This window comes from Chitinophaga pollutisoli (assembly GCF_038396755.1).
GTDB classification, from domain to species: Bacteria; Bacteroidota; Bacteroidia; order Chitinophagales; family Chitinophagaceae; genus Chitinophaga; species Chitinophaga pollutisoli.
The window spans coordinates 1,873,027-1,897,222 of record NZ_CP149822.1; the positions used below are offsets into that span (position 1 = coordinate 1,873,027).

General features: G+C 55.1%; 17 protein-coding genes. 4 read left to right on the forward strand and 13 right to left on the reverse strand.

Going from position 1 to position 24,196, the window contains the following annotated elements; all coding sequences use genetic code 11:
- Positions 1-24: 24 nt before the first annotated feature.
- The 4 genes from WJU16_RS07645 to WJU16_RS07660 form a co-directional block, all read right to left on the reverse strand.
- Positions 25-1,797, reverse strand: a complete 1,773-nt coding sequence (locus WJU16_RS07645) for a LytTR family transcriptional regulator DNA-binding domain-containing protein (protein ID WP_341837731.1) — start codon at positions 1,795-1,797, stop codon at positions 25-27.
- Positions 1,798-1,814: 17 nt separating this feature from the next.
- Positions 1,815-2,168: a DUF4288 domain-containing protein gene (locus WJU16_RS07650; RefSeq protein ID WP_298716080.1), complete on the reverse strand. Its 354-nt coding sequence runs from the start codon at positions 2,166-2,168 to the stop codon at positions 1,815-1,817.
- Between the two features lie 83 nt (positions 2,169-2,251).
- On the reverse strand, positions 2,252-2,968 hold the full coding sequence (locus tag WJU16_RS07655) for a LiaF transmembrane domain-containing protein (RefSeq protein WP_341837732.1): 717 nt from the start codon (positions 2,966-2,968) through the stop codon (positions 2,252-2,254).
- 134 nt (positions 2,969-3,102) lie between these two features.
- Positions 3,103-3,765 (reverse strand): FAD-binding oxidoreductase, encoded by a 663-nt coding sequence (locus WJU16_RS07660; protein WP_341837733.1) that lies wholly within the window; start codon positions 3,763-3,765, stop codon positions 3,103-3,105.
- Between the two features lie 117 nt (positions 3,766-3,882).
- Here WJU16_RS07660 and icd point away from each other — a divergent pair, with 117 nt between their 5' ends.
- Both icd and WJU16_RS07670 read left to right on the forward strand, forming a co-directional pair.
- Positions 3,883-5,148: an NADP-dependent isocitrate dehydrogenase gene (icd, locus tag WJU16_RS07665; RefSeq protein ID WP_341837734.1), complete on the forward strand. Its 1,266-nt coding sequence runs from the start codon at positions 3,883-3,885 to the stop codon at positions 5,146-5,148.
- A 161-nt stretch (positions 5,149-5,309) separates the two neighbouring features.
- Positions 5,310-6,542 carry an NADP-dependent isocitrate dehydrogenase gene (locus WJU16_RS07670; RefSeq protein WP_298716074.1) on the forward strand — a complete coding sequence of 411 codons (1,233 nt, stop codon included), beginning with the start codon at positions 5,310-5,312 and terminating at the stop codon, positions 6,540-6,542.
- 125 nt (positions 6,543-6,667) lie between these two features.
- On the opposite strand, the gene WJU16_RS07675 is transcribed toward WJU16_RS07670, so the two are convergent.
- The 4 genes from WJU16_RS07675 to WJU16_RS07690 are packed head-to-tail and all read right to left on the reverse strand — an operon-like array spanning position 6,668 to position 13,714.
- Positions 6,668-7,366 (reverse strand): DUF4998 domain-containing protein, encoded by a 699-nt coding sequence (locus tag WJU16_RS07675; protein WP_341837735.1) that lies wholly within the window; start codon positions 7,364-7,366, stop codon positions 6,668-6,670.
- Between the two features lie 17 nt (positions 7,367-7,383).
- Positions 7,384-8,583, reverse strand: a complete 1,200-nt coding sequence (locus WJU16_RS07680) for a DUF5000 domain-containing lipoprotein (RefSeq protein WP_341837736.1) — start codon at positions 8,581-8,583, stop codon at positions 7,384-7,386.
- A gap of 36 nt (positions 8,584-8,619) precedes the next feature.
- A complete protein-coding gene (locus tag WJU16_RS07685) occupies positions 8,620-10,518 on the reverse strand; it encodes a RagB/SusD family nutrient uptake outer membrane protein (protein WP_341837737.1) in 1,899 nt (632 codons plus the stop codon).
- A gap of 19 nt (positions 10,519-10,537) precedes the next feature.
- A complete protein-coding gene (locus WJU16_RS07690) occupies positions 10,538-13,714 on the reverse strand; it encodes a TonB-dependent receptor (RefSeq protein ID WP_341837738.1) in 3,177 nt (1,058 codons plus the stop codon).
- A gap of 444 nt (positions 13,715-14,158) precedes the next feature.
- Here WJU16_RS07690 and WJU16_RS07695 point away from each other — a divergent pair, with 444 nt between their 5' ends.
- Complete coding sequence (locus tag WJU16_RS07695; protein ID WP_341837739.1) at positions 14,159-15,283, forward strand: TlpA disulfide reductase family protein; 1,125 nt, start codon at positions 14,159-14,161, stop codon at positions 15,281-15,283.
- Between the two features lie 80 nt (positions 15,284-15,363).
- Here the strand turns inward: WJU16_RS07695 and WJU16_RS07700 are convergent, their stop codons facing one another.
- From WJU16_RS07700 to WJU16_RS07720, 5 genes are all read right to left on the reverse strand, one after another.
- Positions 15,364-16,131 (reverse strand): LytTR family DNA-binding domain-containing protein, encoded by a 768-nt coding sequence (locus WJU16_RS07700; RefSeq protein ID WP_341837740.1) that lies wholly within the window; start codon positions 16,129-16,131, stop codon positions 15,364-15,366.
- Positions 16,128-17,156 carry a histidine kinase gene (locus tag WJU16_RS07705; protein WP_341837741.1) on the reverse strand — a complete coding sequence of 343 codons (1,029 nt, stop codon included), beginning with the start codon at positions 17,154-17,156 and terminating at the stop codon, positions 16,128-16,130. Before WJU16_RS07705 ends, WJU16_RS07700 begins: the two co-directional genes overlap by 4 nt.
- A gap of 15 nt (positions 17,157-17,171) precedes the next feature.
- Positions 17,172-19,505, reverse strand: coding sequence for a TonB-dependent receptor (locus WJU16_RS07710; protein WP_341837742.1), 2,334 nt, complete (start codon positions 19,503-19,505; stop codon positions 17,172-17,174).
- A gap of 90 nt (positions 19,506-19,595) precedes the next feature.
- Positions 19,596-21,161 (reverse strand): L,D-transpeptidase family protein, encoded by a 1,566-nt coding sequence (locus WJU16_RS07715; protein WP_341837743.1) that lies wholly within the window; start codon positions 21,159-21,161, stop codon positions 19,596-19,598.
- A gap of 623 nt (positions 21,162-21,784) precedes the next feature.
- On the reverse strand, positions 21,785-23,146 hold the full coding sequence (locus tag WJU16_RS07720; protein ID WP_341837744.1) for a hypothetical protein: 1,362 nt from the start codon (positions 23,144-23,146) through the stop codon (positions 21,785-21,787).
- Positions 23,147-23,429: 283 nt separating this feature from the next.
- Between WJU16_RS07720 and WJU16_RS07725 the strand changes: the two genes are divergently transcribed.
- Entirely contained in the window at positions 23,430-24,143 is a 714-nt protein-coding gene (locus tag WJU16_RS07725; RefSeq protein ID WP_341837745.1) for a c-type cytochrome, read from the forward strand.
- The last annotated feature ends 53 nt before the right edge of the window (positions 24,144-24,196 follow it).

The following is a 24,196-nucleotide window of genomic DNA, read 5'->3' on the forward strand; positions in this document are numbered from 1 at the left end:
AACATTGGTATGAATATAAAAACGCTATAAACCTAATACCTCTTTCAGTTTGGGATACCCCGTTTTGCTCACCATTACCTTGCTGCCGTCGCGCAGGATGGCCAGGTAGCTTTCTTTCTCGTAAGGGTCGATCCGCGTGATCTGCGTAATGCTGAGGATGTACGACCGGTGTACGCGGATGAATTGCTGCGGGTCGAGCATCTTCTCGAAATATGCCATCGTTTTATTCTTCAGGAAGGATCCTTCCGCGGTAACAATCTTCACATAATCGTCGGCCGCTTCGAGGTAGTGGATATCCTGCACGGGGATGATCTTGATCTTTCCGTTGATTTTCACCACTACCCTGTTTTGCTGCATCGGCATTTCGCGGGCGGCGTTGTCGAGCAGTTCGGGCGCCACTTCGCTGCGGCGCTCCAGCATCTTCTGGAGAGCTTTGGCGAAGCGGTCTTTCGAGAAGGGCTTCAACAGGTAATCGACGGCGCTCACTTCAAAGGCGCGGAGGGCATATTCTTCAAATGCGGTAGTGAAGATGACCTGCGGCAGCTTATCGACCAGTTCGAGCATTTCAAAACCGTTGATCTTCGGCATTTGTATATCCAGGAAAAGGAGATCGGGCTGGTGTTGCTGGATGGCTTTGAGCCCTTCGAAGCCGTCGTTGCATTCGGCTACCACGTCCACCTGCGGGAAGTCGCGCAGGTATTCACGGACGAGCTCCCGCGCGAGGGGTTCGTCATCTATCAGTATGGTCTTTATCATGCTGTTGCGGTACTTTAATGAGGGTGGTGAATATGTTGCCTTCGGCCTTCGTTTCCAGCAAGTCCTGCCGGGCGAAGAGCAGGTACAGCCTGCGGCCGATGGAATTGAGGCCGAAACCGGTGCCTTTGGGCGCGGGCGACGACAACTCGTTATCGAATGGATTGGTGATGGAAACGAAGAGCACGTCGCGTTCGGTCCAGGCGCGGATGCGGATACAGATCGCGTCGGTGGTGTCGTACAACCCGAATTTGATGGCGTTTTCCACGGCGGGCTGCAGGAGCATGGGCGGGATGCTGAATTCCCCACGCCGGGGGCTGTTTCTATTTCGGTAGTGAGCCGGTGGCGGAAGCGGACTTTTTCTATATCGAGGTACAATTGCAAATACTGAAGCTCCTCGCGCAGCGGGATCCAGATCTGGTCTTCTCGCTTGAGCGTTCCGCGGAGGAAATCGCTCAGCTGCTGGATCATCATCCGCGCTTCTTCCGGCCGGATGGAAACGAGCGCATTGATGGAGTTGAGGCTGTTGAACAGGAAGTGCGGTTGCAGCTGCTGGCGGAGTTTGTACAGCTCGGCTTCGCGCGCCATTTTCTCCGCCGCGTCTTTCCGGGCGAGCGCCTGCCGTTGTTCTTCCATCTCGTACAGAATGAAACTCAGGTACCCCGCTCCCGTAAGCAATAACCACCCCAGCGCGAACCGGACCGGCGCCGTGTCCGACAACCATTGCAGGTACACAACGTCTTTCGGGAAAACGTTCCGGAGGATCACCAGCGTGAGCATGAGCCAGAGGATGGTGATAACAGTGGTGAGGACCACCACGTACAAGTAGCGCATCCTCACCGGTCTGTAGTAAGCCTGCATCTGGGTGATGGCGGCCACCGCGATGAACAGGAGAATATTATGGATGTTGGCGTCCATCCAGGCGATGGTGCCGTCTACTCCCAGCCAGTACCGCATGATAAAACCATGCACGGCGGAAAAGAGGCAGCAGGCGATGAGGAACGTCCAGCGTAAAGGTTGTTCTTTGAGCAGTTGCGTGGCCAAGGGAGCTGATTTCCGGGTTAAAGATTCAGTTCAAACATCTTCTGCGATTGCAGCTGTGCCGCTTTCATCTGCAGGAGCGCCACATAACTGTTGGCGTTATCGGGCTCTTCCACGCGGGAATAGATCTCCATGCCGTCTTTCAGCTCGTCTAGCGTATGCAATTCGGGAACGTTGATGTATCGCCATTCCACGAGCTCTTCGCGCTGGTTGCGGAAAGCATACTGTTCCTGCTCCCCGATCTGCACCGCCTTTTTCCAGGCCTCGGCTTTGCTCGTTGCGCTGATGAGGCGCAGCTGCTCGTCGAATTGCGGGAGGTGGTCGCCGGTGCCGCAAACGATCTGATATACGATCTTGGCTACGTACCAATACATGTTTTAAAGGTTTTCGGTGATGGAAAGGATGGATGGATCCTGGGGCTAACAAACGATGGTAGAAAGATGGCGGAAGGAAAGGATTAATAACTTTTCAGGTCAACTCCCCCGAAAGTGCAGGAGCCTTTCAGCACGAGAACTTTATTGGAAGGAATGACCGGCGGGATCATGCGCTTGTCTTCAATGCCGCCGAACACCGTGTTCACGTCTACTTTCACGTCCCAGTGCGAGGGCACGATGATCTCCACACCGCCGAACAAGGTGGTAATATCGAGCACTACTTCCCCGTTTATATCGGCCTGCGAGAAGTTCAGTTCCGTGCCGCCGAACATCGTAGTGATGCTGCCGCCCTGGAAATTCTTGGAAAGGATCACTTTATTGGTGCCGCTGAACAAGGTTGTGGCCTGGATATAATCATTTGTATTAGCGGATTCGTCTGCCGAAAAAATCTTTTCATAATGCTGCCGCTTGCTCGTGGCCCGCCCGATGATATATATACCTATTACAATCAGGATGGCGGGCCAAACGAACCGGCGGACGTTCCATTCATATGGGAAAATGTCGCCGATCAGGAAAACGCAGCCGATAAAAGTGACGATGAACCACGCCACGCCCTGGAATTTGCCCTTCACCCCCATCACGAAACCGACGGCGATGAGGATCATCGGCCAGGAGAACAGCCAGTGGGGCATTTCAAGCCCCATTCTTCTCAGTAAAATAAATAAACCGACACAGAGGACGATGACGCCGGCCCAGAGACCGCTGTTGCCGTTGTCGTACCGACGATTATACTTGCTCATAGTTGTAGTGTTTGCGATTTACGAGTTATGATTGATGATGCAAACATACGGAGCGCATATACGCCGGGCAACCCCATACAGGCAAGCGGGGGTGGATTTACCGGTAAAAACGGGGAAATCGCCGGTGAAACCGGTCAGAGCTCCACTACAACGGATTCACCGCCCAATTTGCGGATTATGGGCGGCAAAGCGGCCACCATGGCATCCGGGCCGCAGATATAGAAGTGCTGTTTGAAGTTTTTGACCTTGTCGCGGAGGTATACTTCATCGACCCGGTGATGGTCGTAGCCCGGTTGCGCTTCAGACGTGAGGGTATTGATGAAGTTACCCCCCAGGATGCCGCGCAGCTCCGCTTCCAGGATAATATCCTCCCGGGTCTTATTACTGAAAATCAATTTGTTATTCCCCACTTTGCCTTCCTTTTGCAATTGGCGCAAAATGGCGATGAAGGGGGTGATCCCCGCGCCGCCGGCGATGAAAACGCCTTCGCCATGGTATTGGATAGCGCCCCAGGGCTCGTGGATCAGCAGCTGGTCGCCCGTTTTGAGTTGGCCGAGCTGGTGGGTGACGCCTTCGTGGTCATCGTATATCTTAATGGTGAATTCGAGATGATCCCAGTCGTTGAGCGCGGTGAAAGTGAACGGCCGCAGCTGGTCGTTCCACCCGGGTTTGTTGATAGCCACGTCCGTAGCCTGTCCGGGGATAAAGGTATACCCCTCCGGCTTGCGGAATTTGAAGCGTTTAACGTCGTGCGTGACGGGGGTAATATCTACTATTTCGACAATATGTTGCTCCATTGGGTCCTTTTTTGCGGGTCAGACAATACGCCACGAATTTAAGTTAATTCTCACAATTGGGGGGTCCGGGACCGTTGTAAATGTGTTACCTTTGCGGTGCAATAAAGAACAAGCAATATGCCGGCAGAAAAAATTCAGATGATCAACGGGCAGATCAAGGTTCCTGCCCATCCTATTATTCCATTTATTATCGGTGATGGCATCGGTCCGGATATCTGGCGCGCGAGCGTGCGGGTGTTCGACGCGGCTGTGGAGAAAGCCTACGGCGGTGAGCGGAAGATTGAATGGAAAGAAGTACTGGCGGGCGAGAAGGCCTTCCAGGCAACGGGCGAATGGCTGCCCAAAACTACATTGGACGCGCTGAAGGAATACCTGGTGTCTATCAAAGGCCCGTTGACCACTCCCGTGGGCGGCGGTATCCGTTCGCTGAACGTGGCCATGCGCCAGGAGCTGGACCTCTACGCCTGCGTGCGCCCCGTGCGGTGGTTCAACAAGGTGCCCAGCCCCGTGAAGCATCCCGAAAAGGTGGATATGGTGATTTTCCGTGAGAACACTGAAGACATCTACGCCGGCATCGAGTATATGTATGGCACCGAAGGCGCCAATAAGCTCCTGAAATTCCTCACCGAGGAACTGGGTGTGAACAAGATCCGTTTCCCGGAAACTTCTTCCCTGGGCATCAAACCGGTGTCGAAGGAAGGTACCGAGCGGCTGGTGCGCGCTGCCATCAGATATGCCATCGAGCATAAAAAACCTTCCGTTTCCATTGTACACAAGGGCAACATCATGAAGTTCACCGAAGGCGGCTTCAAGAACTGGGGCTACGAACTGGCAGAACGCGAGTTCGGCGATTATGTGTACACGTGGGAACAATGGGAGAAAACCAAGAAAGAACAGGGAGAAGACGCCGCCAACAGGGAAATCGCAGTAGCGAAGGCGCATAACAAGATCATCGTGAACGACGTGATCGCCGACAACTTCCTGCAGCAGATCCTCCTGGCGCCGCAGGATTACTCCGTGATCGCCACCCTCAACCTGAACGGCGACTATATCTCCGACGCGCTGGCAGCTGCAGTAGGCGGTATCGGCATCGCGCCTGGCGGCAATATCAACTACGCCACCGGCCACGCCGTGTTCGAAGCCACCCACGGCACCGCGCCCCGCTTCGCCGACACCGACACCATGAACCCATCCTCCGTGATCCTCTCCGGCGTTATGATGCTGGAATACATGGGTTGGAAGGAAGCCGCCGATATCATCACCCATGGCCTCAGCACCGCCATCATGCGCAAACGCGTAACCATCGACTTCTACAAGCTCATGGACGACGCTACGCTCGTGAAGACCAGCGAGTTCGCCGACGAGATTATCAAGCAGCTCTAAAATAGCCTTAACACCGATTTTCCCGCCACGATTACGTTTTTTTGAAGGATAATACTATCTTTCGACATTCAAATAACATCATTTGATAGAAAAACGTAATCCGTAGCGGGATTTCGTGTCTCATAAAGATTTTATAAGAAGAAACACAAAACATTAAATCGATGTCACAAAAAATCAAAGTTGCAAACCCTGTGGTTGAACTGGATGGCGACGAAATGACGCGGATCATCTGGAAGTTCATCAAAGACAAACTGATCACACCGTATCTCGACCTGGATATCAAATATTACGATCTGGGCATGGAACACCGCGATGCCACCAACGACCAGGTGACCATTGACGCAGCCAACGCCATCAAACAATACAACGTGGGCATCAAATGCGCCACCATCACCCCCGACGAGCAGCGTGTAGAGGAGTTCAAGCTGAAACAGATGTGGAAATCGCCCAACGGCACCATCCGCAACATCCTGGACGGCACCGTATTCCGCGAGCCCATCGTGATGAAGAACGTTCCGCGCCTCGTTCCCAACTGGACCGCTCCCATCTGCATCGGCCGCCACGCATTCGGCGACCAGTACCGCGCTACCGACTTCCTCACCAAAGGAAAAGGCAAACTCACCATCAAATTTGAAGGCGAGAACGGCGACGTGCAGGAATTCGAAGTGTACAACTTCAAAGGCGACGGCGTTGCCCTGGCGATGTACAACACCGACGAATCCATCTACGGCTTCGCCCGCGCCTGCTTCAACCAGGCCCTGATGAAGAAATGGCCCCTGTATCTTTCCACCAAGAACACCATTCTCAAAAAATACGACGGCCGCTTCAAAGACATCTTCGAAGACGTTTACCAAAAAGAATTCAAAGCCGAATTCGATAAAAACGGCCTCACCTACGAACACCGCCTGATCGACGACATGGTGGCCTCCGCCCTGAAATGGAACGGCAACTTCGTATGGGCTTGTAAAAACTACGACGGCGACGTACAGTCCGACACCGTGGCCCAGGGCTTCGGTTCCCTCGGCCTCATGACCTCCACCCTCGTTACCCCCGACGGCAAAACGATGGAAGCCGAAGCGGCGCATGGCACCGTTACCCGCCACTACCGTGACCACCAGGCCGGTAAACCCACTTCCACCAACCCGATCGCTTCCATCTTCGCATGGACCCGCGGCCTGGAATTCCGTGGCAAGCTGGACGGCAACCAGGAGCTCATCAACTTCTGCCACGCCCTCGAAGCCGTGTGCATCGAAACCGTAGAAAGCGGCAAGATGACCAAAGACCTCGCGGTTTGCATTCACGGCAACAAAGTAGAGCATGGCAAACACTACCTCTACACCGAGGAGTTCCTCGAAGCGCTGGACACCGCGCTGAAAGCCAAACTCGCTAAGTAATCAAAGCTTTCCATAGGAGCGGCCTCCACCCGGAGGCCGCTTTTTTTATGCCCGCACGGCAACAAAAAAGCCCCCAGGACAAAAAGTCCCAGGGGCCGGATTGCTAACTTACAAACGATAAAAAACTAAAATTTCAATGTATCCGGTTTCAGGGCGTAAAAAGTATCGATGGCCAGGCGGACAGGCTTGTATCCCGACAAAACGCTCACCGGCTCGCCTTCCCGGCAATCCGCCAACCGCGTCTCTGTCACTTCCGGATCCACTGTTACGGTTTGCTCATTCCCCGCAAGATCCGTGTACACGATCCGGGAACCGGTGTGTACGGTATCCGCAGTGGCCCACTGGATCACAAGCGTTGCGGATTCGAACCATTTGGAAACCACACCGCGGTTGCGGAGACCACTTTCGTAACGCTCCCCATAGCTGCGGATGCCCGACCGCTCTACCGGAACGGAGATATTCCCCGCTCCATCCAGCGCGTACACGGTGAAGTCATAGCTGTCTTCCGTTAAACCGTTGACGGTGGCGGTCATCGTTTGCGCGGGATCGTGCGTGATAGCGGCCACTTCCTGCGAAGACTGGCCCCGGTTCCAGGTTATTTTATAGGACTTGACCGACGGATCGGCGCTGGGCTTCCAGCTGAAGCGGACGCGATCGCGCCCTGGCAGGGCCTCCAGCTGGTTCATGACCCCGGGATAAATTTTTTCCTTGTCGTTGAGGAATGCCCTGTAATCAGTGGCCTGTTTGTCGCAGGCAAGCAGTCCTCCCAATAGGAGGAACCCTGCCAATGCTGCGAAGGAAGTATGAAGCGGTTTGAATTGCATGTGTTGCCTGTTTTGCGTTATTGTTGCCCCCAGAAAGAGATTTCGATCATATGCCAGAAGTTGGTATTGGACCACGTTTCCAGGACCTGGAAACGGATATACCGTACCCTGGGCGATCCCGCCGGGATGTTGAACTCGAATCCGTTGCGGCCGAAGGCCACGTCTTCCGCCGTGTTGTCGTAGGGCGGTCTTCCGGAAGGCTTGGCGGGCGCTTCGAATTCGCCAAGGAGCGTCCAGCCGTTGAAGCTGCCGTCTGCAGCGGGCCTTTCGTCGGTGCCCCATACGCGCCATCTTTTCGGGTTGCCATGGGAGAAGTCGTACCATCCACCGCCGCGCTGCCAGGTTTTAAAACGGCTGAGGTGGTAGCTGGCGCCCATGTCGAACGTGATGTGCTTGGGCAGGGCGCCTATGGTGGTGGTGTGGAAACCGGTGCTGTTGGGATCGGTGTTACCGTCCCAGAGGTAGTTCATGTACCATTGGTAATCGGATGGTTCGTCGCCGGGCACGCTCATGTCCGCAAACTTGTTTTTGTCGAGCAGTTCTTCGAACAGCGGGGTGATCGTTTCGAACAGCGTGTCGGAGCTGTTACCCCAGCGGTCAACGATATAGACACCGAATTCGCGGGGCTCGTTTTCGTAGCCGCGCACACTGAAACCGATCTGCTCGTTGGTGGTATACCGGCTTTCAATGGGCTTGAATTCATCGTTCTTGTCTTTGGTGATCACGATCACGCCGATCTTTTCCCGGATAGCATTTTCCGCACCGATAAAGACGCCGCCGAAATCGGGCGCGATCCGTACGGTGGGCATTACCAGCCGGTGCACCGGTGTTTCAGGATTCACTTTCACGATCACGGGCTCGGATTCCACTTCAGCGCGGGAAACCGTGGTGAGGATCACTTCATATTCTTTCTTCTCGGCGAAGCCGCTCACTTCCACTTTATTCGTGTAATAGGAAACCTGCGTTTGCCGCGTCGCAACATCGTTGGTTTTATACTTCGCCCTTACGTACAGCAGGTTGGAGGAGTTCGGCAGTGTATAGGTGATGGTAGCCGCGCCGTTGTGGTTGGTTACCTGCACATTAGTGACCGGGCCAGGTTTCGCGCCGTCCTTATCGGTGGGCTCGTTGTAGGCTTCGTCTTTGAAACAGCCGCCCCATGCGGTTGCCAGGCCAATCAGGCCCAGCAACGCGAATATTTTGGTTTGTGAAGATTGCATCTTGAAATCATTTTGAGTTGAAGAAGGAAAACGCGGTTACCATAAAGGCGTTTGCACGAGATTGGGATTGATGGTCAGATCCGCGTCGCTGATCGGCCACAGGTATTCCCGGGTATTGTATACCGGCATGATGATCGTGCGGGGCTGGTAATATCCCGCCACTGTTTCTTCATACACGCTCCATCCCTGCATGGGCTTAGCCAGGTAATCCTTCATTTCCTTCCAGCGGCGCAGATCCCAGCCGCTCTGGCTTTCAAAGGCCAGCTCAATCCTTCTTTCCTGGTGGATGATCTGGCGCAATCCTTCTTTGCTGTTGAACTTCCCGGGATTATTGGAATACATGCTCCAGGCTTCTTCCACCGTTTTGAGCTGCGCCCTTTCGCGCACTTTATTGATCCATGTCAGCGCTTCGGTGCGGTTGCCGGTTTCGTTCAGCGCTTCGGCGTACAACAGGTACAACGCGGCCAGGCGGATGCGCGGCACGGCGAAGGGCACGGGCAGGCTGCGCGCCAGGAACTCGCTCTGGTACGGCACCAACTTCTTGGGCCAGTAACCGGTACTGTTCGTTTTAACGATCATGGCGGCGCCGCTGATCTGCTTCATTTTGCCCTGGATGTATTGCTGGTTATCGTCGTCGAGCGTGCCGTTACCGAACCAGTTGCTGCCGTCGAAACCGAGGCTGGCGTAAAAGCGGACTTCCCGGTTCATGTTAAGGCCGGCCGTCTGGTAGCCGTTTCGGATGTAATAACGGTGCGCTTCATCACTGGCGCGCGGTACATACCGGTTGCCGTAATCCCAGGTTTTATCTTCGTTGATGGGCACGCCGTTGTTGGTGTAGAACATCTCAGCGATGGCCAGGGGCGCCGACAGGCTCCCCCATATCACGTCGTTGGTCTGAGATTCCACCGCCATTTTGGGGATGCAGATATACTGCCAGTCGGCATTCACCGGATTGGCGCCCCAGATCACTTCGTCGTTGAACAGGTGCGTAACCGCGCCCTGGAAAGCCAGCAGGTGGATAGTGGAGTCGCTCAGGCCGGTGAGGTTAGCCGGCGGCACGAAGGGATAGAGCTTCCGCCCTACCGACTCCGCTTCTTCGATCGCCTGTTTGCACGCTTCCGCGGCCAACACCCATTTATGGGGATCGGCCGTGGTGGAGAACAGCGGTTTGTTTTCCTTCGAGCTGAAATTGAGGTAGTCGGGGTTGCCGTTGAATAACGGGCTTGCCTGCCAGGCGAGCGCTTCCGCTTTCACGCTCAGCGCCGCGGACCGCGTCACCCTGCCCAGCTCGCTCGCCTCCGAAGTAATGATGCGCGGCAATCCGGCGGCGGCCTCATCCAGCAACTGCACTACATAATTAAACACGGTATCCACATGCTCGCGCTTCACGCGCACTTCGTCGATCGACGCGTTCACCGGCAAATTCTTCCGGATCACCGCCACCGGCCCGTACATGCGCACCAGCCAATAGTGATAGTAGGCTTTGAGGAACTTCGCTTCGGCAGTCCAGCGCGCCCTTTCGTTGGCGGTCAGATCCACCGGTTTATCCACATTCTCGAGGAAAATATTACAGCGGCGGATGGCCTGGTAAAGATTCACGCCGGCGTTATTGCCGCTCCAGAAGTCCAGCTCCACCGACAGCACGTTATTGCCGCTCCGCAGCATCCGGAAACCCATGTCCCTGTTATTTTCTACCGGGAAAGGGTGCAGCAGCTCCCCGCCCGTGGTGAATGCAGGGTCGGACCAGGCGTAGAAGATGGACTTCTGCATCGTGGCGTAGCAGGTGAACAGGTAATTCTCCGCTTCGTTGCGGTTACGGAAAGCGTAATCGACCGTCGCTACGTTGTCGGGCACCACGTCCAGGTATTTCTTGCAAGACGGGAAGCTTGCCAGCAGCACTGCCGCCACTATCCAAATACGTATGTTGAATTTCATGATTTGCATTTTTAACTCGCTACAGGTTGACGTTGATACCGAAGTTGAAGACTTTCTGAACCGGGTAAGACATGCCTTTACCGGCCATTTCAGGATCCCACAGCTTAAAGGCGCTCCAGGTGTGCAGGTTCAGCCCGTTGAAATAGATCCTTAAGTTCTCGATGTGGTACCGTTTGGTGATATGTCGCGGGATGGTATAACCGGCTTCCAGGCTTTTAAGGCGGAGGAAAGCCCCGTTGCGCATAAACCAGGTATTGGGGATCGTTACCCCCTGCGAAGGCGAGGGCGCCGAGTTGTAATTGTGCGTATGGGATAAACGGGGCATCATGGCGTAGATGTTCTGGTTCTCTTCGGACCAGTAATTCTCCGAATAAGCTTTCAGGATTTGCGCATTCGCCACGAAAGGCATCGTGCTTTCGAGGTAATCGCTGCCGGCCCTGTCCACGTCGGACACGTCGATGAAGAAAGACTCCCGGCCCAGCCCCTGGAAGAAGGCCGACAGGTCGAAGTTCTTATACCCTACCGAGAAACCGGCGCCATACACAAGCTCCGGCGCGGTGGGCATGCCGATGGGCACCATGTCACGTTCGGTGATCTGCCCGTCGCCGTTCACGTCGCGGTATTTGATATCACCACCGCGGGTCACGTAGCCATTGAAATTCTGGCGAGGCGAATTAGCCACTTCGGCATCGTCCACGAAAAGTCTTTCCGCGATGAAGCCATATATCTGGTTGATGGAATTGCCGATGCGCGAGCGCCAGGGCTCATTGAACTTAGGCTCTTCGTATTGCACGAATTTATTGGTAGCATACGTCAGGTTACCGCGAACGGCAGCCCAGGCGTCTTTCCCGAATTGCTGCTTGTAATCCAGCGACAGGTCGATCCCCTCCGACATGGCTTCACCGATGTTGGCGCTGATGCCCGCTTCCAGACCGGAAGTGCTCGGGATGGAAGTACGTTGCTGCAGGATATTGGTCCGGCGCTGGCGATAGATTTCACCGATGAAATTCAGTTTGTCGAAGAACGACAGCTCCAGGCCGATGTTTGTCTGGTGCGAGGTTTCCCAGGTCACATCGCGGTTTTCGTAATTGATGATGGAAACACCGTTGCGGCCGTAAGCGTTGTTCCTGCCGAAAGTGGCCCCGTAGCCGGAGTTCATATTTACTTCAGACATATAGAAGAAACGCTGGCTGCCAATGGCGTCGTTCCCTACGAGCCCGTGGCTCGCGCGGATCTTCGCTCTCGTCACCACATCGCGCAAGCCTTCCCACATCTTTTCGTTAGACATCACCCAGGATGCCCCGATCGTGGGGAAGAACCCAAAACGGTTATTGGAAGAAAACCGCTCACTGCCGTTGTACCCGAAGTTGAACTCCAGGAAGTAACGGCTCAGGTAAGAATATGTGGCACGGCCCGCGAGGCCCAGGTTGCGGTAAGGCAGCGACGTCTGCAGGGAGGAACCATCGGTGTTCAGCGTCTGCTGACGGGTGCCCACGAGCGTACTGCTGATCGTATGGTCCCCGAATGTCCGGTTGTAATCCAGTACACCCTGCAGGTACACGAACGTGGAAATCACCCGGTTGCCCGCCGTAAAATCGAGGTATTCGGTGGCTTCGCCGGGCTTGTTGTTCAACCATACCAGGCGGTATTTGTCCGTTTTTCGGTCGTAATCGCCAACCTGGTAATAGAACGGATTGTACTGGCGCACAACGTCGAAGAACGAATAGCGGTTGGTAGTCACCATCCCGCGGAAATTAAGCCCCGGGGTGATGAACGACAGGTTCTGCGTCAGCTCCACCTGCGCCGACATGCGGGAACGGGAGAAGTTCTTGTACCCACGCAGCAATTGTGCGTAAGGGTTTGTGCCGAGCAGTCCGTTTTCCAGCGGCTTGTTGCCGAAAAGGATATGTTTCTCGAAAATGGTGGAAGAGTCGGGCAGATAATATGCCGGGAAGTCCACCGGGCTGGTATGCATCACCAGCGAATACAGGTCGGTGCCGTAAGAGGCGTCCTGCGTAACCGGACCGGTATACTCATCGAAGTTGCCCGCCAGCCTTACCACCATCTCGGTTGTTTTGGTGAGGTTGATGTTGACGTTGGAGCGGAGCTGGTAGTTGTCCAGCTTTACGTTGTTATTGAAATTATTGACAGGGCTTACCTTCAGGATACCGTTATCCCGGTTGTAGGAGCCTGCCACATAATACCGGGCTACTTCGCCGCCACCGCTCACGCTGAGGTTGGCGCGCTGGTTGTTCGTGCGTTTTTTGAACAGTTCATCCATCCAGTTTACCGCCGGGTATACGAATTTGTTGTCGCCGTTGATGGTATGATTGATCTTGTTTTGATCGTAGCGCGGCGCCCCGAGGGAATCCCGCGTCATGATCGCTTCGTTGAACAGGTTCATGTACGTTACCGGATCGGCCATCTCTATATTCTTTGTAGCCTGCGAAATCGAATTCTCGAACCGGAAATTGATTTTCGCTTTACCGGCTTTACCTTCCTTCGTGGTAACGAGGATCACGCCATTGGCGCCGCGGGCGCCGTAGAGCGAAGTGGCGCTTGCGTCTTTCAGGATGGAAAAGCTGGCGATATCGTCTACCTGCAGGCGGGCGAGATCGGTGGCCGTGAGCTCCACGTTATCGATGAGGATAAGCGGGTCTTGCTTGTAACCGAAGGTCGTTACACCACGAACGAAGAAGGTGGCGTTGTCCTGGCCCGGCTGGCCGCTGCGCTGGTAAGCGATCATCCCGGCCACCTGCCCTGCCAGCGCCGTGGTGAGGTTGCTGGAAGGGATTTTCAGGTCTTTGGGGTTGACGGTCGTAACCGCTCCCACAATTGCTTCGCGTTGCTGCTTTTTGCCATAGGCGGTAACGACCACGTCGGTCAGCTGGTTGACTTTTTCCCGCAATACTACATCTACGGTGTTTCTGCCCGCAAGCGGAACGGTCACTGCTTCAAAGCCCATGAGCGTGAACTGGAGCGTGGCATTGGGTTTCACGTCCAGTACAAAGCGGCCGTCGCCATTGGTGGTGGTGCCTTTTCCGGAAACGCCCGCTACCAGCACGGTCACGCCCGGCAACGGTGTGCCGGTGGAATCCTTGACGCTGCCCGTTATGGTTACTTGTCCGCTGCTCTCCTGTGCGGCCGACAATTGGGGCAAAGCCATCGGGAGCGCCGCCACGAGCAGCATCTTCATCAGTAAAGGGAAAATCCGAAACAAAGATTGTTCGCCAGGTGGGGATGTTACTTGCCCACCCGGAATGGAGCGAACGTGGATCACTTTCATAGCCGAGATTTTAATGCATTTGGTTGATTGCGTCTAATGTGCAACTAATTGCCGTCAAATATAGCAGGTTGTTTTAAATTGAAGAATGGATAGGATTGGGGAAGTGATGGATTATCTTATGGTGAACACTACACAGGCCGCTTTAGGCGCGGATATGAAAATAGTATATGTTTATCATCATTTTGTATCACTCACGGGTTAAATAAGTGTAGACATGACATGGATTATTCTACGCCCGATTGCAATCGATACCATCATAAAACAGCGCAGGGGCGGGCGTTGGTATTTTATGATGGGCGGCAACGGCCCAACCGATTTCTTTCCATAATTTTAGAGCGTAAAATCAAACCAATCATGAAATCAATCCAGATCCTGCCTGCAGTGCTCCTCCTGCCGGCGCTCGTACATGCCCAGACGAAATACACCGTGAAGGGTAAAGTAGGCAAGCACAACGAACCCGTTAAATCTTACCTCGTTTATACCGTAGACGGCGACCAGAAGCGCGATTCCGCTTTCCTGAAAAACGGCGAGTTCTCCTTCTCCGGCACCGTTCCCGGCATCACCAAAGCCACGATCCTGTTCAGCTACGGCCCCGACGCGCCGCGTTCCTCCAACGAACAGCTGAAAATCTACCTGGAACCCGGCACCGTTACTATTAAAAGCGCCGACTCCCTGAAGAATGCTTCCGTGAAAGGCGGTATCCACACCAACGACCAGGTAGCACTCGACGCCTTGCTGAAACCCGTTGGCGAGCGTAACAAAGCCCTCATGGCCCGTTACTACGCATCTTCCCAGGAGCAGAAAAAAGACTCCGTTTGGATGTCCGCCATCATGGCCGAAAGCAAGCAAATCAACGACGACGAAGAAGCGATCCTGAAAAAATTCGCTGAATCGCATACCAAATCCGCAGCCGGCCTCGAAGCCCTCAAAGCAATGGCAGGCTCCGTTCCCGACTACGCCACCATCCAGCCCATGTTCGCCAAACTGGCGCCGGCAGTACAGTCCAGCCCGGACGGTAAAGCTTACGCCGAAATGCTGGAAAAAGTGAAAGCCGTTTCCATCGGCGCCATCGCACCCGATTTCACGCAGAACGATCCCGAAGGCAACCCCATCGCCCTCTCCTCTTTCCGCGGCAAATATGTGCTGATCGATTTCTGGGCTTCCTGGTGCGGCCCCTGCCGTGCAGAAAACCCGCACGTAGTGAAAGCGTACAACGAGTATAAAGACAAAAACTTCACCATCCTCGGTGTTTCCCTCGACCAGCCCACGGCCAAAGACAAATGGCTGAAAGCGATCGCAGACGACGGCCTCACCTGGCCGCAGGTGTCTGACCTGAAGTTCTGGAAAAATGAAGCGGCCGCACTCTACGCTGTGCGCGCCATCCCGCAGAACTTCCTGCTCGACCCGCAGGGTAAGATCATCGCCAAAAACCTCCGTGGCGATGCACTCGCCGCCAAACTGGCCGAAGTGATCAAATAAGCGTACCACAGTTGATTGATAAAGAAAGGGCTGCACGGTGTAAACCGTCAGCCCTTTTATTTTTATGGCTATGGAAAGCGCTATTTGCCCAGCCACTCCTTGAACCCGGCCACCCGGTCGCGGCTCACTTCCAGATCCACACCGGGCGCGGGTTGCAGATCGAGTTTGAGGCGGCCGCTGAACCAGGGGTGCACCCGCCGCACGCTCTTCACATGCACCACCAGGTGCCGGCTCACGCGGTAAAATTCCTTCGGCGACAATTGTTGCTCGATAACCGTGAGATTCTCTTCCATCACATGCTTCTTCCCGGCGAAATCAAGCCCGAACACGAGTTTACCGTCTGCATACAAACATGCGAGGTCTTCCGTGTTCACGTAATACAACTGCTGCCCCGATTTTACGAGGAAGCGTTCCTTGTAAGCCGCCGGCTGCATGGATTGCAGCAGCTGCTGGAACTTGTCCTCCCACCCCGCTCCTTCGGCTTTGGGCCGGCAAAGCTGGCTGTATTTGGCCAGCGCCTGGTGCAGCTCGGTTTCGTCGAGTGGCTTGAGGAGATATTCGATGCCGTTGTTGCGGAAGGCCTGCAACATATATTGGTCATAAGCCGTCGTGAAAATGACCGGCGCCGTGAGGTTGGCTTGCCGGAAGATTTCGAGGCTGAGGCCGTCGGCCAGCTGCACATCCATGAAAATGAGGTCCGGCGCGGGAAAGTGCCGGAACCATTTCGCGGATTCCTCCACACTATCGAGCACGGCGAGCACTTCCACCGGTTCGGTATGGCGGCCCAGCAAAGTCTTGAGCTTGCTGGCGGCGGGGGCTTCGTCTTCTATAATCACCACTTTGATCATGAGGCGGGAAATATGGGTAATAATACGATGAAATGATCCGCCGTTACCACCGATTCCACTTCTTCCGCCTCCCGGATCAGCCGGACGCGGGATTTGATGTTTTCCAGTCCTTTCCCGGTGGAGGGCACGGCATGTAATTTACGTTGCAGGTTATTGGTGACCACGATCTTGTCCTGCACCACTTCTATCTTTACATTCAGTGGCTTGGCGGCCGATACCACGTTGTGTTTCATGGCATTTTCCACTACGATCTGCAATGCGAAAGGAATGATCTTCCGCTCGTGGTACGCTTCGGGCACTTCGATCGTTACCCTAAGGTTGTCGCCGAAGCGCGTTTTAAGCAGGTAAACGTATGCATCGAGCAATCCGAGTTCTTCCTTTACCGTTACCAGCGTCGTGTCCTGCACTTCGAGCATATGCCGGTAGAGTTTCGACAGCTGCTGGATGAAGTGCTCCGCTTTGTCCGGATCGCTATGCACAACGGAGCTGAGCGTATTGAGGTTATTGAAAAGAAAATGCGGGTCAACCTGGCTTTTCAGCGCCCTGATCTGCGCCTGCAGGCTTTCGTTCCGCAGGTCTTCCTGCCCCTGCATCGACAGCCGCAGCTGCGCCTGGTACCAGATCACTTCGTAAATACCCGCGATGATGAGCGTATTGATGATACCCAGCACGTTGAGGTCGGGGTACGGCAATTGTATTTTCGACCACAGCGGCGGTGTAAAACCGTTGAAGTTCGATACGGAAAAAGTATATACGAACATCAGCAGGCAGGTCAGGAAGATCCGCTTGGGCGCCTGGCTGAGATGGGGAAATTTCTTCCGCATCCGGATGATGATCCACCGGTTGCCCAGCCAGAAGATGGCCGTGATGGCCGTTGAAAAGGCAAAGATGAGCCAGCTGTACCGCGGTTCCCGGGTGAATGTCACGCCGAGGTACATGATGGGCGTTAGGAACCCCATGAGTGGGATGCCCAGCAGCACAAACCATCTATCGTTGAATCCGAGCGCCGTTTCGTTTTTGCGCATATGCCCCATCTGCTTTTAAAAGGTAAACTGGTAGTTAACATTGGGAAACAGCCCGATCTGGTTGACATCCGTGATCTTGCCCGTTTCCACATTAATCGTACGTGTATAAATATTCTTCCTCGCGGTGAGGTTCTGTAAATCTATAAAGAATTTCTGAGTGGTTTTGCCCAGTTCCCAGGTAAAGGAGAATTTCAGGTCCCACCGGAAATACATGTCATTCCGCATCGAATAAGCCCTGTCTTCGTGGTACACCACGTACCCCGCGTCTACTGTCGCGATTTCGTTGAACGGCGTATACCATTGCCCGCCGGCCAGGCTCACTTTGCTATCCGCGCCTACCGAAAAACCGGGCTTCACCGTCCATTCGCGGCCGATCAGGAAGTTGGACACGTACTGCGAATTGAAGGCGGTATTGCGCCAGACTTTATCACTGCCCTGGTACTTCGAATCAAACAGGCTTTGGGTGAACAGGAAGTAGAACCCGTTATGCAGGAACTTCTCCAGCGTCAGCTCCACGCCGTAATTGCGGCCGCGACCTTCGTTCATGAGGTTCGGCTTGTCGGGGAAACCGAAATCCGCCCCGTAATTCAACATGCTGAAGGATGTCAGCCTCCTTTCCACCGGCGCATCGTACAAGTGCTGGTAATACGTTTCCGCTTTGAAGCGCAGGCGCTCTCCCAGCAGCAGGTCGTAGCCCAGCACGGCGTGCAATGCGCGGGTGGGCGACAGATCCTTATTGGTCAGGCTGCCGGCGGATTCATTGAAATACACTTCCAGTTGCTGCAACTGGCTATGCATCCCCAACCCGAGGTTGAGCGACTGCTTTTTCGATACATCGTACTTCATGTTGAAGCGCGGCTCTACAACGGATTGCCCGTTCAATCCGAAATACTGTCCATATACGCCCGCGTTGAACGTGAGATCGTTGCCAGCGCGGTGCTGGTAGTTCATCCAACCTTTGCCCAGCCATGCGCCGTTGCTGGCGTTCACCATATCGCTCAGTTCTTCTTCTCCATCCTTGATGCGGCGGTTGCGCATATCCAGTTGCATCTTTTCGCCGGAAGCACCAACGCTGAACTGGTTGCGCGCGTTGAACTTATGGTCCACACGATAGCCGAAACTGGTCCTGATCAGGCTGTAATCGAGGTCCATCCTGCGTTTGCCGCGTACTTCCGCTTCCATCTCGAAATTATCCGTTTTGCTTTCGGCGGCGGAAATGGCGGCAAAGGCGCGGCCGTAAGTTTTCGGGGAGAAGTTGATGCTGTGCGTAATACCCGCCACGCCGGTGTTGGACGTCGTCAGCACTTCATAATCGCCGGTATTGTACAAGTCGGTGGAGTCCTCCGAAGGGATGAAGTGGATATTGCTGAGCCCGCCCATGGCAAACACGCCGAAGGTCCCGGCTTTTTTCGTGGGCAGGTTGATTTTCATGGTGAGGTCCTGGTATTTGGGCACGCTGGCGCCCGTTCCCACGCTCAATCCGAGCGCATGCACCGCCGCGATGAGCGAATAGCGGTAATCCACCAGGAAAGAAGCGCCGCCACGTTTGCCCAGCGGGCCTTCCACCGCGGCTTCGAACCCGTTGAAGCCTACCTGCGCCAGCATCTCATACCGGTCTTTGTTCCCGTTACGCAGCCGCAGATCGAAAGCCCCCGCCATCGCGTTCCCGTAATCCGCCGGAAAAGCGCCTGTCAGGAAGGAGGAAGTACGGAGGGTATTGGTGTTGAGAATCGTCACCGGCCCGCCCGTAGCACCGAAAGTGCTGAAGTGGTTGGGATTGGGAATATCCACGCCTTCCGCCCGCCAAAGCACGCCCGAAGGCGAGTTGCCGCGGATGATGATATCGTTGCGCCCGTCGTTGGCGCCCGACACCCCCGCGAAATTCTGCGCCATGCGGGCAGGATCGTTGCGGGTGCCGGCGTAGCGCATGCCTTCCTCGATATTGAGCTGGCGCGCGCTCGACAGCGCCAGCGGGCTCACCGGCCCTTCGCCGCGCTTCACGGTAATTTCGGCGCCTTTCAGCGTAATGACAGTTTCAGTCAGGGGGATTTCCAGCACGGTTTCCTTACCTGCGTTCACTTCCACACCCTGCAGCACTACGGGCTCGTAGCCCATCATGCTAATCTGCACGGTGTGGCGGCCCACGGGAATCTCCGTGATCCGGAATTCTCCTTTTTCGTTGGTGGCCACACCTTTACCCAGGTCCGGGAAAGAAACGGCCGCGCCGGGAAGGGGGAAATGCGTCGCGCGATCGGTGATCACGCCCTTGACGTTTTGTCGGGGCAGGGGTTGCGCCACCGACTGTAAAGTGATCAAAACAAAAAGTCCAATCTTGATAATGAGCTTCATCGGGGTTATTTTTCCCGCAAAAATGCCCCGCTTTTCCACCCAAATCAAGCCCGCCCGTCCCCAACCGTTGTTTTCAGGGTGTGAATGGTATTACCGGAGATACTGCCGGACGCGGGCATCTTCGCCGTACACATCCTCATAAAACCGCAGCTTCCCGTCGCGGTACTCGGCCGAAAAATAACGGATGTAGATCGGAAGGCGCTTCGTAAAGGCGTATGTCCGCTGTTCCTCACGGGCCTGCCAGGCGCGCACGGTGTCTGCCATGCCGGGTTTGGGATCGTGGCTCACGAGGTACATGGCCAGGCTGTCCCAGGCCTGCACCCGCACGCAGCCGTGGCTGAGGGCGCGGTTGGAATTGGCGAACAACTTGCGGTTATTGGTGTCGTGGAGATAAACGCTGAAACGGTTGGCGAAATTGAACTTCATGATGCCCAGGGAATTATCGAGCCCGTCCATCTGCCGCAGCACATAAGGGAAGTAATTTTTGTTGAGCTTCTGCCAGTCGATGGAATCCGGGGAAATGATATTTCCCTGGTGATCCACCACTTCCAAATTCTTTTCGTAGAGATAATTCCTGTCTTTTTTGATCTGCGGCAGCATTTCCTTGAACACGATGCTGTAGGGCACGCGCCAGTAAGGGTACAGCACGAAGTTGGTCATGACAGAACTGAGCTGCGGCGTGCGCGTGCGGGACGTTCCCACGATCACGCGGGATTCCAGCACCAGGCCCGCCGAATCGTCCCACACCTGGAGGCGGAATGCGGGAATGTTCACCATGAGGTAACGCGCCGGCAAAGTATCCGGCATTTTACGCCAGCGGTCGAGGTTGATCCCGGCCTGTTCGATCCATTCAACGGGCTGGCGGTTCAGGTATTGAATGGTACGTTTCCCGGCGATGCCATCCGGGTATAATTGAATTTCCTGCTGGAATTGTTTGATGGATTTTTTGAGGGCAACGGTATCCTCCAACGGATACAGCAAGGTATCGAAATGCCCTGTTTTCGCCAGCCGCAACGCTAGCTGACGGCGGAATGCGGCGGTATCGGCATATTCGGCGGGAATGGTGTCCCAGGTTTCTTTCCCGAAACGCAATTCGTATGCTGCAATGCCGGATTTGAGCAGCTGATAGGCTTCGTGCGAAGGCTCGCACGCCTGCAGTACTTCACTGATGCGGTTGCCGGCCAGCGCGTCGCGGAGGAAGGCATTGAGCGTATCGTCGGCGATCACCGAATCCTTTCGCAGGGCGATGCTGTCACGCGGGATAACGCCGCAATGCAGGTGGTTGGCGAGTTTGAAGAAAGCGTCGGTGAGCAGCACGTCAGTTTGCGCCCACAGGGCGGCGTCGCGGCGGGCGTCTTTATCATTGCGCCTCCGGTCTTGCGCGGCCTGCAAAGCTTCCGCGTGGTAGTGCGCGGGGTTAAGCCCATACAGCCGGGCGTTCCGAATCCAAAGGAGGAGGCTGTCGGCCTGTGGGGTAGCTTCCCCGTTCCTGGACCAGATGGCCTTCCCGCCATTGCCGGCATAAGCAGCATGTAGTGCGGCTGGGCTTTGCGCCATCACGCTGTCTTCCATCCAACCCTCATTCCCATCCACATACTCCAGCCGCTCCGCAATCTGTTGCGGCACCACTTCGTCGAGCTGCTGCACGTTCTGCACAACTTCCTGTTGACGGGGCTTCCCTTTTTCTGCCCGCAAGCCGCGGCCATAAGGATGACAAAAAAAGACAATACGATCTTGCAAAATCTCATTCCTGACGCAGATTAAAATTGACTTTCGAATGTAGTGATTATTGCAAAGACCGTGCTGCTATGAACGTGTGATTGTCCGATTATGCGTGTTAACCCGACCGGATTGCGTATTTACCGCAAATTCTCCCGGATATCCCTACTGACATCCTCCTGCCATCCTTCGTTCATCCTTCGAACGTGTTCGCTCGTGGTGCGGGTTTGAGGGTATTTGGACGAAGGATCGACGAAGGATGAACGAAGGATTGACGAAGGATCGACGGAGATTTGTCACATCCTGCCGGCCGTTTCTCCGGCAAATCCTGCTGACATCCTGCTGACATCCTTCAATGATTCTCCAAGCGTCTCCAATGCTGGCTTAGGTTTGAGGGTGTTTACCTGAAGGATGGCAGAAGGATCATTGAAGGATGAGCGTACCTTTGTCCTTTCACCCCACGTTTTTACATTGCTCACCCCAATACGTCTGCCGGTCACCCCATTTTTTGCATCCGGATGGGTGATCCGGTTATTTTTGTGTTGTTGCCGGGAGGTGGGTTATTTGTGCATGGCCGGGCTGATCCGCAGGTACACCTGTCCGCTGAGGGGTTGCTTGCCGTACAGGCCGTCCAGCGCGGAATTGGCGAAATGAATGGTGCCCTGGGCGCCGAGCGCCACGTTCGTTTTCCAGACGGTGGCTAGCGTGCGGGCGTAACCTAACGTAAAAGCATGTACGCTGAATTTATCTTCGCCGAACTTGTCTTCCAGTTGCAGCTCATGGGTGGATTTCTCTACAAACTCGTACCGGCCGTACACGGCGTTCCTTTGCAACTGCAGGTTGCTTTCCGCCAGGAAGGAGTGCTCGCGGTGGCCGTCGCTCTTGTCGTTCAGCCCCCACACAGCCGAAGACGCCACGAAGCTGCCGGGTTTGCGAAGCGGAACGGTATGAATGGCCGACGCAGTAGTGCGCGTCACGTTTTCTTCGGGCTCGCCGGCTTCCGGACTGTGGACGAAAGCCTGCGAAAATTGGAGGGCCCACTGGCGCGAGGGATTGTAGCTCACGCGGTAAGCGTAACTGTCGAACAGCGGCTTGTCGAAATTGTAGCGGTCTTCATCAGGTTCCCGCCCGGTGAACGACGAGAATTCCGCCTTCACCTGCTTATACCGGAACCCCAGCGTACCCACGCCGAACGTGATATGGGTGGCATCCTGCCAGTGGTGGCCCAGCGGCGCGTCGGGGTTGCTCATAGCGGAAACGCGGTGCATGAACACAGGGGCGCTTATCGCAGGCTCACCAGGGTAACCGAGGTAAGCATACACATCCATGTCTTTATTGATGCTATGCGTGTACCCCACGCTCACCGCCGCGAAGAGATCGTGCGGGTGCTGACGGTCGACCAGCGGGCGACCGTTCCAGGTTTCGCCGGATTGGTACAGGAGCGGGTAACCAGCGCCGCCCATCACGAGCCGGTCGAAGCTGAGCATGACGGTGGTATTGAAAAGCCCTTTCTTGCCCACCCGGTGGTTCATCATGCCCATGAACCAGTTGGGCGCATCAAGTTTGGCGGCGCCGCGACTGCCTTTGGCGGTGAAATCAGTGGATGTATAACGAAAAAAGACGTTGCCATGGAACATGAAGCTGGTGCGGTCGTTGCCGGTCATGTACATGTACATCGGGCTGTTGTCGGGCAGCCAGCTGGTTCCCGACCCGTTGCGGTTCATGGGAAGGTGGAGGCTGTAAGCGTGGGACATATTGCCCATTCCGTGTTGCTGATGCCCGCCGTGGTCCTGCATGGCATGCCCGGCGTGGGGATCCTTCGAAGGCACGGTGTCTTTTTTCGGCATCGTATGATGCTCATGCTGCGCGGACGCGGATATAGCGATGGTGGCAAACAAGGCCAGTGCTGCTAGTCGTTTCATACCCAAAAGTTTACTTACAACAATTTTTCTTTGTGAATAGCGATCCGATAAAACGGAAAATGCTGGTGACGATCTTCATATTGGCCAAATTTGAATGATGACACAAAGGTACCCCCCATCCCGGGGGCCTCCGTTACACAATTATGCGCTTCTGTTACATCATTTATATCCCTTTCATTTACAACATCCTTGCCGGGAAATTGATGAAAGTCAACGTTCCGCCTGAGGCGGCTCACCTCCGGGTATGATATCCCTTCGTAGCTTTCCTTAAACGATTCGACCTATGAATGCTTCACAATGGATAGAGCTCACGCACCCTGTAGCGTTGTTCCTGCTCTGTACGGCCACCGGCCTGCTTTTCATCATCATTCTTCTTGCCAATACCGTTATTTCCTCCATGGATGTTTACCGTGATAAACACCTGAAAAAAGACAACCTGACCCAATCCTTCTTCCCCCTGATCCTCGTTCCCGGTCTGGCCGATGATATGTTCTTCACCCTTACGGCGGTTGTGGTGCTGGAGGTTTTGGTCATCCTCGTCCTGCTGGCCCTCCTCCGTTTCATGACCGGCATCAGGATCAGCTATAAGGCCTGGGCCACCACGCTCATCCTCTTCGGGGTATTCGGCTTTGTGCTGGCCAACACGCTGGGTGAGCGACCGTTGCCGCCAACAACCATAGCGGAAGCCACCGCGCCCGCGCCCGAACGGAAGATCGACCCGGCCAACGTGCCGGAACTGACCGATGCGGCCGACCTCGAAGCCGGGAAACGCATTTTCGCCCGCCGCTGCGCGGTTTGCCACGGCGGCGCCGGCAAAGGGACCATCGGGCCCAACCTCACCGACGGCGAATGGCTCCACGGCGGCAGCGCCAACGAGATTTTCCACACCATTAAGAACGGTGTACCCTCAAAAGGGATGCAGGCCTGGGAGAAAGTCCTCAGCGACCTGGAGACCGCACAGGTGACCGGGTTCATTATTTCCCTCAAAGGAAGCTGATAACGATCATTGCCGGGTGTGACCCGACTCATCGCCCATGCGCGCAAGTGCCG

Excerpts from the sequence above, each read along its gene's own strand:
- WJU16_RS07650 (WP_298716080.1), bottom strand. The coding sequence starts at position 2,168 with ATGTATTGGTACGTAGCCAAGATCGTATATCAGATCGTTTGCGGCACC.
- WJU16_RS07655 (WP_341837732.1), bottom strand. The coding sequence starts at position 2,968 with ATGAGCAAGTATAATCGTCGGTACGACAACGGCAACAGCGGTCTCTGG.
- WJU16_RS07660 (WP_341837733.1), bottom strand. The coding sequence starts at position 3,765 with ATGGAGCAACATATTGTCGAAATAGTAGATATTACCCCCGTCACGCAC.
- icd (WP_341837734.1), top strand. The coding sequence starts at position 3,883 with ATGCCGGCAGAAAAAATTCAGATGATCAACGGGCAGATCAAGGTTCCT.
- WJU16_RS07670 (WP_298716074.1), top strand. The coding sequence starts at position 5,310 with ATGTCACAAAAAATCAAAGTTGCAAACCCTGTGGTTGAACTGGATGGC.
- WJU16_RS07675 (WP_341837735.1), bottom strand. The coding sequence starts at position 7,366 with ATGCAATTCAAACCGCTTCATACTTCCTTCGCAGCATTGGCAGGGTTC.
- WJU16_RS07680 (WP_341837736.1), bottom strand. The coding sequence starts at position 8,583 with ATGCAATCTTCACAAACCAAAATATTCGCGTTGCTGGGCCTGATTGGC.
- WJU16_RS07685 (WP_341837737.1), bottom strand. The coding sequence starts at position 10,518 with ATGAAATTCAACATACGTATTTGGATAGTGGCGGCAGTGCTGCTGGCA.
- WJU16_RS07690 (WP_341837738.1), bottom strand. The coding sequence starts at position 13,714 with ATGAAGATGCTGCTCGTGGCGGCGCTCCCGATGGCTTTGCCCCAATTG.
- WJU16_RS07695 (WP_341837739.1), top strand. The coding sequence starts at position 14,159 with ATGAAATCAATCCAGATCCTGCCTGCAGTGCTCCTCCTGCCGGCGCTC.
- WJU16_RS07700 (WP_341837740.1), bottom strand. The coding sequence starts at position 16,131 with ATGATCAAAGTGGTGATTATAGAAGACGAAGCCCCCGCCGCCAGCAAG.
- WJU16_RS07705 (WP_341837741.1), bottom strand. The coding sequence starts at position 17,156 with ATGCGCAAAAACGAAACGGCGCTCGGATTCAACGATAGATGGTTTGTG.
- WJU16_RS07710 (WP_341837742.1), bottom strand. The coding sequence starts at position 19,505 with ATGAAGCTCATTATCAAGATTGGACTTTTTGTTTTGATCACTTTACAG.
- WJU16_RS07720 (WP_341837744.1), bottom strand. The coding sequence starts at position 23,146 with ATGAAACGACTAGCAGCACTGGCCTTGTTTGCCACCATCGCTATATCC.
- WJU16_RS07725 (WP_341837745.1), top strand. The coding sequence starts at position 23,430 with ATGAATGCTTCACAATGGATAGAGCTCACGCACCCTGTAGCGTTGTTC.